The sequence below is a fragment of the Bartonella sp. MR30HLJHH genome (genome assembly GCF_042194195.1).
In the GTDB taxonomy this organism is placed as follows: domain Bacteria; phylum Pseudomonadota; class Alphaproteobacteria; order Rhizobiales; family Rhizobiaceae; genus Bartonella; species Bartonella grahamii.
In genome coordinates this window covers 1-17,517 of record NZ_JBHIMO010000004.1, presented here as the reverse complement: position 1 = coordinate 17,517, position 17,517 = coordinate 1, and the positions used below count along the sequence as shown (strand labels likewise).

General features: G+C 34.8%; 10 protein-coding genes and 1 pseudogene. 7 read left to right on the top strand and 4 right to left on the bottom strand.

Translation table 11 applies throughout. The features are described 5' to 3' along the window. The first annotated feature begins 2,542 nt into the window (after nt 1-2,542). The 5 genes from ACFIKR_RS03705 (at nt 2,543) to lpxK (ending at nt 8,752) form a co-directional block, all read left to right on the top strand. Nucleotides 2,543-3,874 (top strand): TldD/PmbA family protein, encoded by a 1,332-nt coding sequence (locus ACFIKR_RS03705; protein WP_375658884.1) that lies wholly within the window; start codon nt 2,543-2,545, stop codon nt 3,872-3,874. Next, entirely contained in the window at nt 3,861-4,664 is an 804-nt protein-coding gene (locus ACFIKR_RS03700) for a 3'(2'),5'-bisphosphate nucleotidase CysQ (protein WP_375658883.1), read from the top strand. Before ACFIKR_RS03705 ends, ACFIKR_RS03700 begins: the two co-directional genes overlap by 14 nt. Nucleotides 4,665-4,710: 46 nt before the next feature. Next, on the top strand, nt 4,711-4,956 hold the full coding sequence (locus tag ACFIKR_RS03695) for a DUF4170 domain-containing protein (RefSeq protein WP_375658882.1): 246 nt from the start codon (nt 4,711-4,713) through the stop codon (nt 4,954-4,956). A gap of 1,443 nt (nt 4,957-6,399) precedes the next feature. Beyond that, nucleotides 6,400-7,722, top strand: coding sequence for a lipid IV(A) 3-deoxy-D-manno-octulosonic acid transferase (gene waaA, locus ACFIKR_RS03690; RefSeq protein ID WP_375658881.1), 1,323 nt, complete (start codon nt 6,400-6,402; stop codon nt 7,720-7,722). Next, nucleotides 7,712-8,752, top strand: a complete 1,041-nt coding sequence (lpxK, locus tag ACFIKR_RS03685) for a tetraacyldisaccharide 4'-kinase (RefSeq protein ID WP_375658880.1) — start codon at nt 7,712-7,714, stop codon at nt 8,750-8,752. The genes waaA and lpxK overlap by 11 nt, the downstream gene beginning before the upstream one ends. Before the next feature lie 19 nt (nt 8,753-8,771). Here the strand turns inward: lpxK and ACFIKR_RS03680 are convergent, their stop codons facing one another. Together ACFIKR_RS03680 and mutL are read right to left on the bottom strand one after the other, a co-directional pair. Further along, entirely contained in the window at nt 8,772-9,008 is a 237-nt protein-coding gene (locus tag ACFIKR_RS03680; RefSeq protein ID WP_012754677.1) for a DUF2093 domain-containing protein, read from the bottom strand. Nucleotides 9,009-9,116: 108 nt separating this feature from the next. Continuing rightward, on the bottom strand, nt 9,117-10,970 hold the full coding sequence (gene mutL, locus ACFIKR_RS03675) for a DNA mismatch repair endonuclease MutL (protein WP_375658879.1): 1,854 nt from the start codon (nt 10,968-10,970) through the stop codon (nt 9,117-9,119). A 239-nt stretch (nt 10,971-11,209) separates the two neighbouring features. Between mutL and ACFIKR_RS03670 the strand changes: the two genes are divergently transcribed. Both ACFIKR_RS03670 and lldD read left to right on the top strand, forming a co-directional pair. Continuing rightward, on the top strand, nt 11,210-12,298 hold the full coding sequence (locus tag ACFIKR_RS03670) for a 2'-deoxycytidine 5'-triphosphate deaminase (RefSeq protein WP_375658878.1): 1,089 nt from the start codon (nt 11,210-11,212) through the stop codon (nt 12,296-12,298). Between the two features lie 1,148 nt (nt 12,299-13,446). Further along, entirely contained in the window at nt 13,447-14,598 is a 1,152-nt protein-coding gene (gene lldD, locus ACFIKR_RS03665; protein ID WP_375658877.1) for an FMN-dependent L-lactate dehydrogenase LldD, read from the top strand. A gap of 1,594 nt (nt 14,599-16,192) precedes the next feature. Here the strand turns inward: lldD and ACFIKR_RS03660 are convergent. Both ACFIKR_RS03660 and ACFIKR_RS03655 read right to left on the bottom strand, forming a co-directional pair. Further along, complete coding sequence (locus tag ACFIKR_RS03660) at nt 16,193-16,972, bottom strand: hypothetical protein (RefSeq protein ID WP_375658876.1); 780 nt, start codon at nt 16,970-16,972, stop codon at nt 16,193-16,195. Between the two features lie 110 nt (nt 16,973-17,082). Beyond that, a pseudogene (locus tag ACFIKR_RS03655) lies at nt 17,083-17,517 on the bottom strand (hypothetical protein); the annotation flags it as partial.

The following is a 17,517-nucleotide window of genomic DNA, read 5'->3' as shown; positions in this document are numbered from 1 at the left end:
ATGTTTTTTCTCCAATAGGATATATATTTCACGACAACAGTTATAATACCTTTTTGTCTAATTTCTTTCGGCTGCACATTAATCATCAACATCTCATTAGCAGCTGAAAGCTTTCAACTATGCAGTCTGCATTTATATCCTAAATAGTACGTAACTTTTATCTTTATTATTGTATGAACTTAAAACAGATATTTTCTATTTAAGCTAGACAATAGTATTCATTTATACTGAATATTTGTGTGTTTATTTTATTAATATCGCTTGTTGAGTTAATCATTATATATTAAGTAAATCTGAAAGTATTAAGTGTATTATCGTTATTACATTTTTAAGAGTAATTTTTATATTATTCTTAAGCAATAAAACTAAATGATTTCTAAAACAGGGAAGATTATCATGTTTAAATGGATATATAGCGAAGAAATTAACACAGAAGCGAGTGCTAAGCAAATTTGCGCTATATGGGAAGATGTGGCATCATGACCTTGCTGGGATAGTGAACTTGAGTGGGTAGAACTTTCTGGTCCTTTCAAAGAAGGGGCTACAGGACGCATGAAACCTAAAAGGGACCTACAGTAACTTTTACACTTGATAAAGTTATAAAAAATGTTTTCTTTTCTGATTATGCTAAACTTCCTCTTACTCACATGAGTCTTGATCATGAATATATTTGTTCAAAAAAATCTGATTCTTCAAATAACAAAATTCGTCATACTGTAATCATGTCTGGTTTACTTTCTCCTTTCTTTGGAATGATTATTGGGTCAAAAATTAAGCTACACCTTCGTGATGCAATGATTGAAATGAGCAGACGTGCTCTTATTGAAAACAAAATCATCTCGTAAGGGTTGCATTTATAAAGAAATTAATACCTTTACAAAGGTGCAGAAATCTTAGCCTTGTTAGAATGAAATCAGTTATGAGTATATAGCAAATTGATGAGTTATGATTTGGTTTTTAGTTAGTCGTTGAAATCGAGTCAAATCATCTGAGAAAATTAATTTTGCACCAAAGATCTTATAAAAGTCATTGAATTTTATTCAATATATAAAAGCTTACAAGGTGCGCATTTTTACTGAAAATAAAGAAAGTTGTAGAAGCTTATTTTTGTTCTTGTGAATCTGTAGGTCGATATTGTCACGATATTTGCCAGTTTCTAGTATTGCGATAGTTTTTGATTTGAGAGCATTTATAAAAGGCATTTTGACTCCTTCTTAAATAGTTTTTATCAACATTACCTCTATTCATGATGTGAGAGCGAATAGTTGTGATTTCCTCAACATAAATAAGTTTAAAATGGAGAAAATTTAATGATAATTGATTCTTTTATGAAAATTACAAAACGATCAATTATGATTATAAATCAAAGTGTTTTTTTGATTAAAAGATGATGACTTTCTAAAGAGTACAGCTTTAAAAGGCTCTAAAGGATAAATAAGCACACTCTTAATTTCCGTAAAATTAATTTCGTGTCACTGTATATATTTTGTTTAAATGTTTAAAAAAGCGATTTTTTAAAATGCATACAGATATCCTAGTTTCTGCAAATATTTTTGTATCTGTTAAAACAATTATGAGCGATAAACTTGTCAAAATTAATTGGAAGAATACGCTTATTGCAGATTGAATTGAAAGATAGATACAACGTTGAGTTTCATATAAAAGTTTTATTGATTATCGTTTTATGACAATATTACACTTCTTTATTTTTTAATGAAGGGGAAATAGGAAAGAGTATAGTTCTTAAATCAAAATCTATCCAGTATCTTAGAATTTTTGTTTCAGGAAAAAGAAGCCTGTTAAATTATGCCTGTTTAATAACAAAATAACCGATTAAGGATGACGCATGAAAAAATGAGATGCTCTTGATTAGACGCATTAGAAACGAGAGAGAATGTTATGATTATAACTTATTTCTGATAAATATAAAAAATGAGTTCTTTGTGATACCACGTCCATGAGGGTAAAGAAGTTTATGACTGCTCATTTTGTTGAAACCATAATGAAAGGAAAAATTTTTATTCTGTTTATGTTTTTTTGTTTACAAGATTGCCATCTTATTATGAGAGAGTTTATAGAAGCAAAGAAGTATACACAAATGTAAGGCATTTTCTTGATTCTCGCTTGGAAATTAAAGAATGCTATAGGAATGAAGGAAGTTATTTGACTATCCAGAGGACATAAGACTTGTGACTTAGGTTGTTTATGCTTTTCGAATTTTTGAGGATTTTGACTTAAATTCAAGTGTTATTGCTAGGTCTTTTGTTGATTGCCAAATTTTCGGTTGATTTGATTATCAGTACAGATTGGGTTATCTAAAATGATAAGGGGCAATGAGAAATCTTGAAACTAAAGAAATTTTACGAGATATTGCGTCTTTTCATAAAGAAGCTAAAAAGGAAATTATTCGATGCATTAAAAGAAAAAATGCATGAAATGTGCGTAATTTTATGAATAAACATACAAGAGTTATATTCTGATTTATATAAATTTGTCAGAGTGCTTATCAATGTAAATAATAAAATATTTCAGGGAGTCTATAATGACTGACAAAAACCAGATTGAGAAAGCTGTTTCACTGGTTGAAGCAGCAAGGCGTTCTGGAGCAGATGCTGCTGATGCCGTTATTGTTCATGCTCATTCTACCAGTGTATCAGTTCGTTTTGGGAAAGTCGAATCAACAGAATCAGCAGAGAGCAATGATTTTACTCTAAGGGTTTTTGTTGGAAAAAAAGTAGCAAGTGTTTCTGCTAATTTAGCGTCTTATCCGCAAGAACTTGCGGAACGTGCTGTTGCAATGGCTAAAGCTTCTCCCGATAGTTTATTTGAAGGTTTGGCAGATAAAGAGTGTTTGGTTAAGTCTCCTAAAGATCTTGATCTTTTTGATGATTTTGTGCCAAGCAGTCATTTTTTAACAGAAGATGCTTTAAAAACGGAGGCAGCAGCTCTTGATGTTAAAGGTGTAAGTAATTCTGGTGGCGCTGCAACAGCTTATGGCCGGAGTGGGTTTATTCTTGTGACCAGCGATGGTTTTTGTGGAGCCTATCGCTCCAGTTGCTTTTCACGTTCTTGTAGTGCTCTTGCAGGTGAAGGAACACAGATGGAGAGGGATTATGATTATACAACAGCCTTACATTTTTCTGATTTAGAGGCAGCAGAAACTGTTGGAAAGAATGCAGGGTTTGGTGCTGTTCGACGTTTGGGTGCAGTTCGTGCGGCGACTGGGGGCGTTGATGTTATTTTTAATCCGCGTACGGCTCGCGGAATTGCAGGGCATATCGCATCTATGGTCAATGGAGCCTCTGTGGCTCGTAAAACGAGTCTTTTACAGGATTTCCTAGGCAAGGAAGTGATGAAGCCTAATGTTAATGTAACCGATCAACCTTTGCGATTACGTGGAAATGCTTCTCATCCTTTTGATGGAGAAGGGGTAGAGGGGCAAACACTCAATATTATTGAAAATGGTATTTTAAAAAATTGGCTTCTTTCATCATCTACAGCACGTGAATTGGGACTTAAAACAAATGGACACGGTGTGCGTTCGGCATCATTAGTGCAGCCGACAAGTACAAATTTTGCAATTGAACCGGGTTTAGTATCGCCTTGCGATATGATAAAAGATTTGCGAAATGGATTTTATGTGACCGAATTATTCGGTCACGGCATTGATTTTATTACTGGTCAGTATAGTCGTGGGGCTTCCGGTTTTTGGATTGAAAATGGTGAAATTGCTTATCCGGTGAGTGAAGTAACGCTAGGTTCTGATTTGCTTCATATGTTAGCACATTTAACACCTGCCAATGATATTGATCGGCGTTATGGTACGGCGGCTCCAACATTGTTAATTGAAGGGATGACACTTGCAGGAAAATAACACGCATCATTCTTCTGATTTAAATCTTTTGCGGGATGTTTGTCGAGAGGCAGGAAATTTAGCAATGCGGTATTTTGGATGCACGTTGGATGTTTGGATTAAAGAGGGTAATTCACCGGTCAGTGAGGCTGATTTTGCTGTTGATCATTTTTTGAAAGAGAAGCTTCTTGGAGCGCGTCCAAATTATGGATGGATTTCAGAAGAAACAAAAGATAATCGAAAACAACAAGATTATAAACGCTCCTTTGTGGTTGATCCTATTGATGGAACACGAGGTTTTCTTTCTGGCAGTCCTTATTGGTGTATTTCGGTTGCCATTATTGAGAATGGGCGTCCTATTGTGGGCGTTTTACAATGTCCGGCTCAAGGAGATATTTATGCAGCTGTAACGGATGGAGGGGCAACATTAAATGGGATAAAACTTCCTCGTTTAGCCTCGGGGGGGCATCGAAAATATAAAATTTCGCTTGATAAATCGCTCGCACAAAAATTACCAGAGGATTTTCTCAATCGAGTCAGTCTTTACCATTATCTTCCTTCTCTTGCTTATCGTATTGTTCTTGTTGCTCAAGATGAAATTGATATCGTATTAGTTCGTCCGAATTGTCATGAATGGGATATTGCCGCTGCTGATCTTATTTTGCAGGAGTGTGGAGGGTGTTTTTTATCGCTTGATGCCCCTTTACTATCTTATGGAATTGAACCTTATCAATATGGACTTTTAATTGCTGGTAAAAATAATTGCTGTCAAGATATGATAGATGTTGTTCGTCAAACAAAGTTAGTTTAATCACGTAAAAGCGCGCTAAAATAATCTAAATGATATGGAGGCACATATGACTGAAACCAACGAAAAAAAACAATATTTACATCTTGTATTTGGTGGGGAATTAAAAAATCTTAACAGTAATCAATTTAAGAATCCTGATGCTTTAGATGTGGTTGGTATTTTCCCAGATTATCAATCGGCGCAAGAAGCATGGCAGGCAAAAGCACAAAGCAGTGTAGATAATGCATTACAACGTTATTACATTGTAGATTTGCATCAGTTTCTTGAAGCTGAGTTAGGCGATGCAGAATAAAGCTTGAATATTTGGTCATTATAGCCTGTAGATTGCTTCACGCTTTTGTTTCGTCGTCCCTTTTCATAGGTACGTTCTTCGGGTAAAATAGAATGCCGTAAAAAAGAGTATGCTTGTTGTTTAAAATTCATATGTTTTCTTAAGAAAACATCTCTCAAGGCACTAAAGCCCATTTCATAATGGTGTCCGTACAAGGTATAAAATCCATTGTTGCATCACCATCTTTACGCTTAATAAAAATGCAAGACAGTTCTATCAACCTATTTGCAACAGCAATATGATCATGACGAGCGATCACTCGAAGTTTATGACTATATTGTGAATAGTCACTCTTCTCTTGAATGGCGTATGAGACATTAATGCGTTAAGATTAATAAAAAGAGTAGCATTATTAATGATACCAATTACTACTCCGTTGAAATTATTAGCACTCCCTACTTATCTATTGGAATTGTTTTCAACAAGTTATCACTATAAGCTTAGAAACCATGAAAGTCGCTAGAAACTTACCAAAATTAGAAGTTTAGAGAAACTGAATAGATTGATGAAGTTAACTTACCTCATAAGGGGTTCTTGAGTATTCGTTTAAAACTACAATCTATAAATTAATCATTTTGTGTTGATTATATACACTCTTAAAAGGAATAATATACTATGCGATCTCCTGAAAAGAGAGGATTTAGAATTTTGAAAACTCTTATTTAAATTGCTTTAAGTCTTTTAAGAAATTTTCTATTAAACAAGGTTAGATTTTTCTGGATTACCTTTAAGAGATTATATCACAATTTTAAATGAGAACTTTATACCGTTCAAAAGTTTTTTAAGATTAGTTTTACATATTCATTTTATTGAAATGAAATCATAGAGATTGGGCTTTCTTTTAAACATATTTTATTTGTTGTATTTATATAGGTTGTAATATTTATATGGATTATTTTTTGAAAAATTGATAATACATAATATATGTAAAAATAAGTTTTTTCTCTAAAATACCAACGTGCAAAATTCAAAGTTTTACTAAAATCATAAGAAGTATTTATTCAGTGAGCTTAAAAAAATTGATACAATCTATGTTATAGGTTGTATGATATTTATCATTTATATTTTCAAAATTATAATCGACTGAAATGTAGCTTTGTTATTTTTTGAGTAAGATTTTTTATAGGGTGCAGAATGAAGTGATAAAATCAATATAAGTGACAAAATTTCATTAAAAGAGATTTAAATAACGTGTATATGTTATCTTTATAGGAAAATTTTTTAAAAAATATGGCGATAAAATTACGTTTTTTTGTCCTTTATGTATTGAATTTTCTCATGGGTGAAGCGTTTTTTATTTAATATATGGATGATATTAAAAAAATATGGATGCAACTAATAGTATGAATTTTTTAACAAAATAAGCATATAGATATCTTAAAATAGCTGGATGAGGTGATTTAAATGGTAGAATTAAAGGCACATACGGCTCTTTTAAGCTATCGGATGATTGGTTTTTGCTTATGTCCTATTATTCCTTTTTATTTGTTCTTTCGTGCTATTCGTGGAAAAGAAGAGTGGTGTCGCAAAAAAGAGCGTTTAGGTAAAAGTTCTCATGTACGCCCCCAAGGTTCGTTAGTTTGGTTGCATGCAGCAAGTGTTGGAGAAACACTTGCACTTGTTCCACTTATAAATTATATTTTATCATTGAAAATCAATGTATTAATGACGACAGGGACTGTGACATCTTCTACTCTTGTGAAAAAACATTTTGGTAATAGGTTGATTCATCAATATGCTCCTTTGGATTTAGATTTTGCAGTGCGCCGTTTTATTAGTCATTGGAAGCCTGATCTCGCCTTGATTTGTGAATCAGAAATTTGGCCTCTTCGTATTAAAGAACTTGCAAAAATGCGTATTCCGCAGATTTTGGTTAATGCCCATATGTCTGAACATTCTTTTAAAGCTTGGCAAAAACGACGCGTTCTTGCCAAACATATTTTTAAGGATATTGATTTGGCGATTGGTCAAAACGAAAGAGATGTAGCTTATTACCATACACTTGGCGTAAAATCTGTTACGTTTTCTGGTAATCTCAAGGCTGATGTTGTTCTGGTTGAAAATCAAGCATTACTTGCACGTTATCGTAATGCAATCGGCAATCGCCCAGTTTGGGCAGCTGTTTCAACGCATGAAGGGGAAGAGGAGATTGCTTTTGAGGTCCATAAGATTGTTAAAAATTATTTGCCAGATTTATTAACAATTATTGTGCCTCGTCATCCTGAACGTTCAGAAGATCTTATCCGAAAATGCGATAATAAGGGGTTGCGTTTTATTCGGAGGAGTAGAGATGCTGTTCCAAACATGAATACCGATATTTTATGGGGAGATACAATTGGAGAAATGGGGCTTTTTCTTCGCTTATCGAAAGTTTCTTTCGTTGGTAAGTCGTTATGTGGAAATGGTGGACACAATCCATTGGAATTGGCTTTGCTTGGTTCCGCTATTTTGACAGGGCCCCATGTTTCAAATTTTCAAGAGATGTTCGAACAATTTTTAATGCATGATGCAGCATATATAGTTCAAGATACAAAACAGCTTGCTATTCAGGTGTATAAGCTTTTAACAAATGAAACATTGCGACAAGAAATGGTTGATAAGGCTCATGAAGTGGCGACAGATATGGCAGGTGCACTTGAGCGCACATTAAAGACTTTAGATCCATTTTTACAACCCCTTGTAATACAAACGGGTTTACGTCAGCGTCAGGGTAGATATGCATATTAGCGCCCCCCATTTTTGGTGGAAAAATAAAAGCTTTTTGCGTTTTGTATTAGCTCCAGTTTCATGGGGGTATGGTTATTTTTCAAGTCGTTTTATGGCAAGACAGCCTCCCGTGATTGATTTGCCAGTTTTGTGTATTGGAAATTTTACATGTGGCGGTGCGGGTAAAACGCCGGTTGTTATTGCTTTTACCAAAGTGGCTAAAGAACTTGGTTTCGTACCTGGTATTGTATCACGTGGTTATGGTGGATCAGTTAAAGGGGTACATCTTGTAAATGAGAAATATGATACTCCACACAATGTTGGAGATGAGGCACTTTTACTTGCACGGCATGCTTTTGTAGCTGTATCACCTAATCGTTATGCAGCGGCACAACGGCTTAAGCAAGAGGGATGTAATCTTATTTTAATGGATGACGGATTTCAAAGTCGCCGTCTTTATATGGATTATACGTTACTCGTTGTTGATGCGATGCGCGGTTTTGGTAATGGAGCTGTCTTTCCAGCAGGACCTTTGCGCGTACCATTAAAAACGCAGTTTTCTTTTATGGATAGTGTTTTATTGATTGGTCATTCCGATGCACCTGATAATGTTTTTTTTCTTGTTTCTCGTACTGGAAAGCCTTTATATCGTGCTCATCTTAAAGCCATTGCCTCTGATGAGGTTTCAGGGAAATCATTTTTGGCATTTGCCGGTATTGGCAATCCAGATAAATTTTTTAAATCTATTAAAGAATTATCTGGTCATGTGGTGCAAACTTACATGTATCCAGACCACTATTTTTTCACAGATAAAAATTTAAAAAGCCTTATACAAAAGGCTAAAATGCACAATTTATGGCTAGCAACAACAGCTAAAGATTATATCCGTATACAGACAATTCACACGCAAAAAGATTTGAAAAATCTTATTGTCTTTGATGTGAATGTTGATTTTGTTCAAAAAGATTTCTGTCGTATGGTCCTTGAGGAGGTCATGACCCGCTTTAGAAAACGTTCCCTTGAATTTTCTTGTCTAAAAGGTAAAGGCTAAATTTATAGCTTTCGAGGGTTTATTTTTCTTTTGTTTTTAACAATTGCTTGAGATATGGGTTGCACTCAAGTTCGCGTTGATAGGAGATTTCACAACTAGCATATGCTTCTTGACGGTGATGATTCCAATATTTTAAATCATCTATAGGGATTTTTTGTCCGCTAACAGCACAAATGGTATAGGAACCATATTCTATAATGTCATATCCATTATTAGAATAATGAATTTTTGCTTCGCGTTCACTATCGGAAAACATTATAATTCCTTTTTACTGATACAAGAGATTCAAGAAAAGTGCCATAAGATATATTATAGAGTCGAGAGTTAATTTAAAAATATTTTTCTTGTCAAAATAGTTAAGAGTTTATTTTCTGCCAAATAGCCGTTCTATATCTGCCAATTTGAGTTCAATATAAGTAGGGCGTCCATGATTACATGTACTTGTATTGGGTATTGCCTCCATTTGTCGTAACAGTGTGTTCATTTCTTCGGGGCGTAAAAGGCGCCCTGACCGTATTGAACCGTGACAAGCCATCGTTGCTGCAACATAATCAAGCATTGCTTTTAAATTGTTTGTTGTATCATACTCAGCGGCTTCATCTGCAAGATCTTTAATAAGGGCTTGGACGTTGATCTCTCCTAACATGGAAGGTGTTTCACGCACAACAATTGCTCCTGGTCCAAATGGTTCTATTCCTAATCCAAATTTTTGCAAAGCATCTTTATGCGTTAAAAGGCATGTTGCATCCTCTTCAGAGAGTTCTACAATTTCAGGAATAAGTAATAACTGTGAAGGAAGCGGTTTGGAATAAAGTGCATTTTTGAGTGCTTCATAAACCAATCGTTCGTGAGCTGCATGCTGGTCGACAATGATCAAACTATCTTGTGTTTGGGCGATAATATAGTTTTTATGGATTTGTGCTCTGGCCGCTCCTAAAGGATAAGATAACTCTTCTGATGAAGATGTAGTGTTTGGAATGTATGTATCCCCACTTGGTATATTTAAGCCCTCCATAATAGGAGTAGCATCTTCTTTTAAACCAAAAGAACTAGTAATATCCAATGGTTTGTGAACCATTGAAGTAGCGGCAAAATGATGAGGTTGTGGGCTATAAGAAGCGGACTGGTGCGTGTTTTTAAAATTGCCTAACGGTTGTTGTACCAATGGTTTTTGTATTTGAAATGCAGCTAGCGTTGCTTCAGAACGGGTTGAAGTAGGACGAATACCAGATTGCTGTAATGCCTCACGAATAGCTCCAACGATCAAACCACGAATTAATCCTGGATCACGGAATCGTACATCAGCTTTGGCTGGATGTACATTAACGTCTACCTCAGCAGGTGGAAGATCAATAAAAAGAATAGCGACAGGATAACGATCTCGTGTTATGACATCAGCATAAGCGCCTCGGATAGCGCCCCATAGAAATTTATCACGCACAGGACGCCCATTAACATAAGCAAATTGATGAAGACTATTATTTCGGTTGAAAGATGGCAAACAGGCAAAACCCGTTAAGCGCACTGCTTCGCGTTCAGCATTCAGTGCGATGCTATTAGGGGCAAATTCTTTTCCCATAATTTGCGTAATACGTTGTAATTGCCCTTGAATATTATTTTCTGTAGCGGACAGTTCCATAGATGTTCTGTCTAGTCCTGAAAGAGAAAAGCGGATATGTGGAAATGCGATAGCAATTCGCTTAATCATATCGCTAATAGCATTTGTTTCAGCTCGATCAGTTTTCATAAATTTTAATCGTGCCGGCGTGACAAAGAAAAGATCACGAACTTCAACAATTGTTCCAAGGTTTGCAGCAGCTGGTTTGGGTCCTACAATTTTTCCTGCAGTAACGGAAATTTCAGCAGCGCTCTCAGCATCTTTTGTTCGTGAAATGAGTTTAAGTTTAGCAACAGAACCAATAGAGGGGAGGGCTTCTCCTCTAAACCCAAGGAAGCAGATATTGTGTACGTCATCGGTAATCTTTGAGGTACAATGGCGAGAAACTGCTAAAGTTAACTGATCTGCAGGAATTCCATAACCATTATCACTCACCTTTATAAAATTTTTTCCACCATTTGCTGTAATAATTTCGATGCGTGTTGCACCAGCATCAATAGCATTTTCAACAAGTTCTTTGACAACATTTGCTGGCCGTTCAATAACTTCACCAGCGGCGATTTGATTAATAATATTTTCGCTAAGATGGCGTATAATCATAATAAATTCTAACAGGAATCTTAAGGCTTCTATAGAAAATTATGATAACATCATTTGCGCAACATTCAAGAATAAGAGAGAATGGAAGGTATTATTTTTACAATACCTCCTATTTTATTTTATGTTAACAAATCGGTTGGAAAAAACAGAAAAAATAGTTTTTATCACCTTAAAATAGCTTGCACCAATTTATCATCTAGGTCAAAAAAGAAATAATGTAAAAAGGAAAGGCAATATATATGGCGCGTATAAGCGGTATTTTAGCAGATAGTGATATACAAGCTTTGATTGAGAATAACTTTCTCAAGGCTCAGTATCCATTTGATAGATTTCAAATACAACCAGCAAGCCTTGATCTTCGTTTAGGGGAGAAAGCTTATCGTATACGTGCTTCTTTTATGCCAGGCCCTGATACAAAAGTTTTGGATAAGCTTGAACGGTTAAAGTTGCATGAGTTTGATTTACAAGATGGAGCCGTTTTGGAAACGGGGTGTGTTTATATTGTTCCTCTTTTGGAAAGTTTAGCTTTACCAAAATTTTTATCTGCTGTTGCCAATCCCAAAAGTTCTACAGGCCGATTAGATATTTTTACGCGTGTCATTACGGATAATGCTCAGGAGTTTGATAAAATTTGTGCTGGTTATCATGGTCCACTTTATTTGGAAATTAGTCCACGCACATTTCCAATTTTGGTGCATAAAGGCTCACATTTATCACAGCTTCGGTTTAGAAAAGGGCAAAGTTATTTGAATGAAGTTGAGTTACATACTTTGCAAAAGCAAGAAACATTGATATCGGAGGATCTTCCTAATATTAGCGCTGGTGGTATTGGTCTTTCCATTAATTTAAAGGGAGACGAAAAAGGGCTTATAGGTTATCGTGGTAAACATCATACAAGTGTTATTGATATTGATAAACGTGCTGTTGCCCACGTTTTAGATTTTTGGGAACCTCTTTTTGATCGTGGTCAAAGGGAGTTGGTTCTTGATCCTGATGAATTTTATATTTTAGTTTCACGAGAGTCTGTTCATGTGCCTCCGCTTTATGCCGCCGAAATGACTCCTTTTGATCCTTTAGTTGGTGAGTTTAGGGTGCATTATGCAGGCTTTTTTGATCCAGGATTTGGGCATATGGAAGCGGGTGGAAAAGGAGCAAGAGCGGTTTTAGAAGTGCGGAGCCATGAAGTTCCTTTTATCTTAGAGCATGGTCAAATGATTGGCCGTTTGGTCTATGAGCATATGCTTAATCGACCATCAACCCTTTATGGACATGATGTTGGATCACATTATCAAGCACAGGGTTTAAAGTTGTCCAAGCATTTTAAATGAGTTGGAAACTACGAGTTTTGATAACATGTATGCAGAAAGTGTATTTTGGATAAAAGAAAATTTTGTTCTTCGCAAAATTGGCGCTATTCATTCTATTTTTAGTTTCCAAAGTTATTGCATCCCTTGCATTTGAGAGGCATTTTTACTTCTTTTTTCAAGAGGTTTTATCTATACGAACTTCGTTTATGATGTGCAAAAGAATAGTTTTGATTATTTCATCATGAAAAAATCTAAAATGAAAGAATTTTACTATATTCAATATGTTATTCGTATTTATTGAATATAATAAATCAATAAGTTACTAATATTCAATATAACAGTAACGTATTTGTTTTTCAAAGTAAACATGCGAGATTGGATGCTGCTATTGCTCCATTTTTCTAGAGCTTGAATGACCAGTATATTTTATTTCGTATAAAAATTATCCTTAAGAGCCAATAAAGAAGTTTTGCACTACAGTTTAGTAACAATTTTTTTAATAAACATTGTTCTACTTTTAGTAACTCATTTATAGCTTCAAGATATAAAATATTGCTAGAAAATTATTCAATTCAATATGGAAAGCTTCTACTAGTATGAACATTAAAAAAAATTTTTTATGCTTTATGTGAATTAGGCACTGTATATTTTTATAAACTTTCATGAATAAGTAACAGGTCTCAGTTTTGAGTATTGATATAAGAAGATTTCTGGATGTATGCGACAGCTTTATTTCCAGTATTAATAAAGTATTTTTTTATCTTTTGGGGGAGATTATGTTTTATACTTAATGACTACAGGATTTATATTCTTATAACCGATAATTTAAGGATCTTTGGAGGGAGAAACGACTTTAAATTATAACTAATTAAGCTGCGGAGCAATCGCTTTCGAAGAGGTATTCGTTTAAAGAAAGTTTCAGTTGTACATGAACAATATATGAGAGGATACGTTATTAATGATACCCCATACTGTGAGATTTTAAATTTGGATAGGAGAAATAAAGACATTGTTTTTATCAATTAGTTTTTTTAGAAAGTTGCAATCTCTGTTGCTTCTATCTATTCAATAGAGCGTTTTGGGAGAATATCGAGTAGGAAGGTACACGGGTTCGTTTTTATGCGTTTTAGTATGTCTTCTCTTTTTATTTAGGAACAATGGTGCCATCAATGATTATTTCTTCAACACTTGATTATCGTAAGGCGGCAAAGCGTCGTCTTCCTCCCTTTCTTTTTCACTATATTGATGGTGGGGCTTATGCTGAAGAAACGATGCGACGTAACTGTACAGATCTTCAAGCTCTTGTACTGCGTCAAAGGATTCTAAGGCAAGTTGGTGAAGTTGATCTTTCAATCAAGCTTTTTGATCAGACACTTGATTTACCGATTGTACTTGCACCTGTTGGGCTAACGGGCATGTATACACGTCGTGGAGAGGTAAAAGCAGCGCGTGCCGCAGCGGCAAAAGGGATTCCTTTTACTCTATCCTCTGTTTCAGTTTGTCCCATTGCGGAAGTGCAAGAAGCGGTTGGAGGTGCATTTTGGTTTCAACTTTATGTTCTCAAAGATCGCGGTTTCATGCGTGATGCACTAGAACGGGCTTGGTTAGCTGGTGTACGCACGTTGGTTTTTACAGTTGATATGCCAGTTCCTGGTGCACGTTATCGTGATTCGCATTCGGGGATGTCTGGTCCTTATGCTGGATTACGTCGTTTTTTACAAGCGTTTACTCATCCATATTGGGCTTGGAACGTTGGTGTTATGGGGCGCCCCCATGATCTTGGAAATGTCTCCACTTATCTCAAAAAGAAAATTGCATTGGATGATTACGTTGGTTGGCTTGGTGCAAATTTTGATCCATCAATTGGTTGGCATGATTTACAATGGATTCGCGATTTTTGGAAAGGAAAAATGATTTTGAAAGGTATTCTTGATCCAGAAGATGCACGAGAAGCAGTAAAATTTGGTGCGGATGGTATTGTTGTTTCTAATCACGGCGGACGTCAGCTTGATGGTGTATTATCAACAACACGAGCGTTGCCTGCTATTGCGGATGCTGTAAAGGATCATTTGACTATTTTAGCGGACTCAGGTGTTCGTTCTGGTCTTGATGTTGTACGCATGATAGCACAAGGTGCGGATGCTGTTATGATTGGCCGTGCTTTTGTTTATGCGCTTGCAGCAGCAGGTAAGAAAGGTGTTATGCATCTCCTTGATCTTTTTGCCAATGAAATGCGGGTAGCTATGACACTGACCGGTACTCAGACAATCAAAGATATTACACGCAAGAGTTTAGTAAATATAGATGTTTTTAAGCAATGAAAGCAATATGCTATACTGCTTTCAGAAAAAGAAAGTCTTTTTATAGAGGAGCATAATTATATATTTTACAAATATGTTGACAGTTAAAGTTAAATAGAAAAGATCAAAAAGCTCCTCTATAAAATCACAGAAAATACTCAGTAACTACAATAATATTTAACGCAAAAATCTTAATAATAATAAACACAAAAAAAACACTAATAACATTGCATACATCTTTTACTTATTTTATTAAAAGCTCATTCTATGGATAAAAAGGAACAAGCGCTGATATTAAAGGTAAAACAACTGTTGATATAGAAAAAATAGATATAAATAATGCTGTGAGCATTTTTCCCTCCTATATATAAAAATATAACATATTAATTACTTCTTTCCCACATTAGCATAAAACGTAAATTTATAAGCTTCATTTAGTTTTATTTTAATATAGAATAATATTAATTATGGTATATAAATAAAATTATTAAAAATGTCAATATGTATTTATTGCAAGCTGTAATTATAATAAAAAATTGATCTAATAAATAATATTTCTATAATCTATATTAATTTTATTGGATAATATATTTTAAAGACAAGATCGCTTTTAAAAACGCTTTCTAAAAATTTAGAACGATAAGTAAGAAGCATAAATATAGTATCATCACAACAGCTATGCTAATTTTAAAAAATGAAACTGTATTCGCTTCCACAAAAAAATGGAAACGAACAATGCAATAGCAGTAGAATACTATCTACTTAGATATGGTACTAAAAAACGTTTTGAAAGTTACCGTTTAAAAGCACAGAGCCCAAATATGGACTGAGTGATTTACTCACCCCAAAATTGGGGGCAGCTATTGAGACAAAGATAAGCAAGCAAAATTTAAAATCATTGTAACATCATAAGGCATAGAATTTTTCTAAATTTTGAGTGAAAAGCGACAATGTTTAAAGAAGGCTCTATTTTAAAGTTAACGAGTCCAAATATGGACCGGTTGATTTTAGCGGGCCCAAATTTGAGCCGGCTAATTTATAAAGAAGTTATATTTAGAGCAAAATGAAAAGATACTTATAAGAATCTCTTTAAATGAACGTTTAAACGTTTGAAACATAAAATGAGATCTTTATAAGTGTTTAAAACTTTTTTATAACAGCTATAACTTAGTTATCATTTGCTCTTAAGAACGTTTCATTTATGAAAAAACTAAGATTTAGCTTTCACAGCAGAGAAAAATTTTGAAAACCTTACATTTTATAAAAGCGTTTGTTTATTTTTCTTATGAGAGATTGTTTTGAAAACCAATGCTCGTAAATGTAAAAATGGACTTTGTTACAAACTTTCACTTAATACACATTTGCTTTATTTACGTTTCTTTTGATAAGTTTTCATATCTCTCATAGAGCGCTTGCAATATGATACGTTTTGTATATATGTATTCATTACTCCATGTGGATGATTCATTTTAATCATTAGAATAGACATTTGAAAGCCGCGTCATATCACTTGGCACGGCTTTCTTTTATTTTACTCTCTCTTTTATGATATGTTTATAGCAATGCATTTTATATGCGTTTATAACCATAAAGAAGGCACGCCCCATGCGTGTTTTTATTCTGTTTTATCAGGTATATTGACAAGCTTATCGCCTTCATACACCTCACAATTTTTTGGAACCAACCTTACTTTGCTTTTTTTATTGATTTTTGCATTGCCATAAGCACGCCCCCAGATCGTTGCACAATATGAGATTTTAGCATTGCCATAAACAGAGCCATAAATCTCACAAGAGCCACTCACACAAGCATTCCCATAAACCTTGCCATAAATTTTTGCACGACCATTAATAACAGCATAATTATAAATTTTTGCATGGCTATAAATACAGGCCAAGCCAGAAACCTTGGCATGACCATAAACGCGTGCATAACTAAAAACCGTAGCATCATAAGAAACATGCGCATGGTCATAAATATGAGCATCAGCAAGAACGCGGGCACTACCATTCACATGAGCATACCCATAAATATTGCCATAAACATGAGCATTGCCATAGACAAAAGCATGGTCATAAACTTTAGCATATTGAGAGATAAAAGCTTTTCCATAGACTTCAGCATTGCCATAAACTTGACCACAGACTTGAGAAAAATGGCGTATTTTTGCATCATCATACACTCTTGCATGACCGTAGACACAAGCCTCATCATAGACCCAGCAATTGCCATCATGGGATAGGTTAACTTCCTTTTCAATAAAGCCGCCTAAAGACCCTGCCTTTATATCATCGAAATCTTTTAAAGCTTTAATGCGATAAAGGTTTATAATATTTCGAGTAAGAGCATGTTTGATTTTTTTGATTTCACTGGTTAATTCGTATTTTTTGCACATAGAAGATCCTCACAATCTAATGTGATAAACGTTTGCTAAAATTTGGAATGGGAAAATTTGAAAGAGGGGCGCCTCCGCCGCGCCCGTGCTTTCATTTACACTGCTTTAGATTAGACCCAGACAATCTCTAATTCACCATAAGGAGAGAGACGTTCAGTATAGGTTTTTATTTTAGTAGACCCGCCGACATTTTCACGAATAACAGCAATTCCATGAATATTGGCATTTTCATAAACATGTACGTTATTTGCTATACGAGCGTTTTCATAAACCCTAGCATTGTCATAAACATAGGCATTATCATAAACATAGCCAGCAACGATAGCATTGTCATAAACCCGCGCATGACCATAGATATGACCACAAGTGACAGCCTTGCCAAAAACCCTTGCATGTTCATAAACGTGACCATTTTTAAACACAAGAGCCTCATCATACACCTAGCAATTTCCCTCATGAGAGAGGTTATCTTCCTTTTCAATAAAGCCGCCTAAGGTACCTGCTTTGATATCAGCAAAATCTTTTAATGCTTTAATACGGTAGAG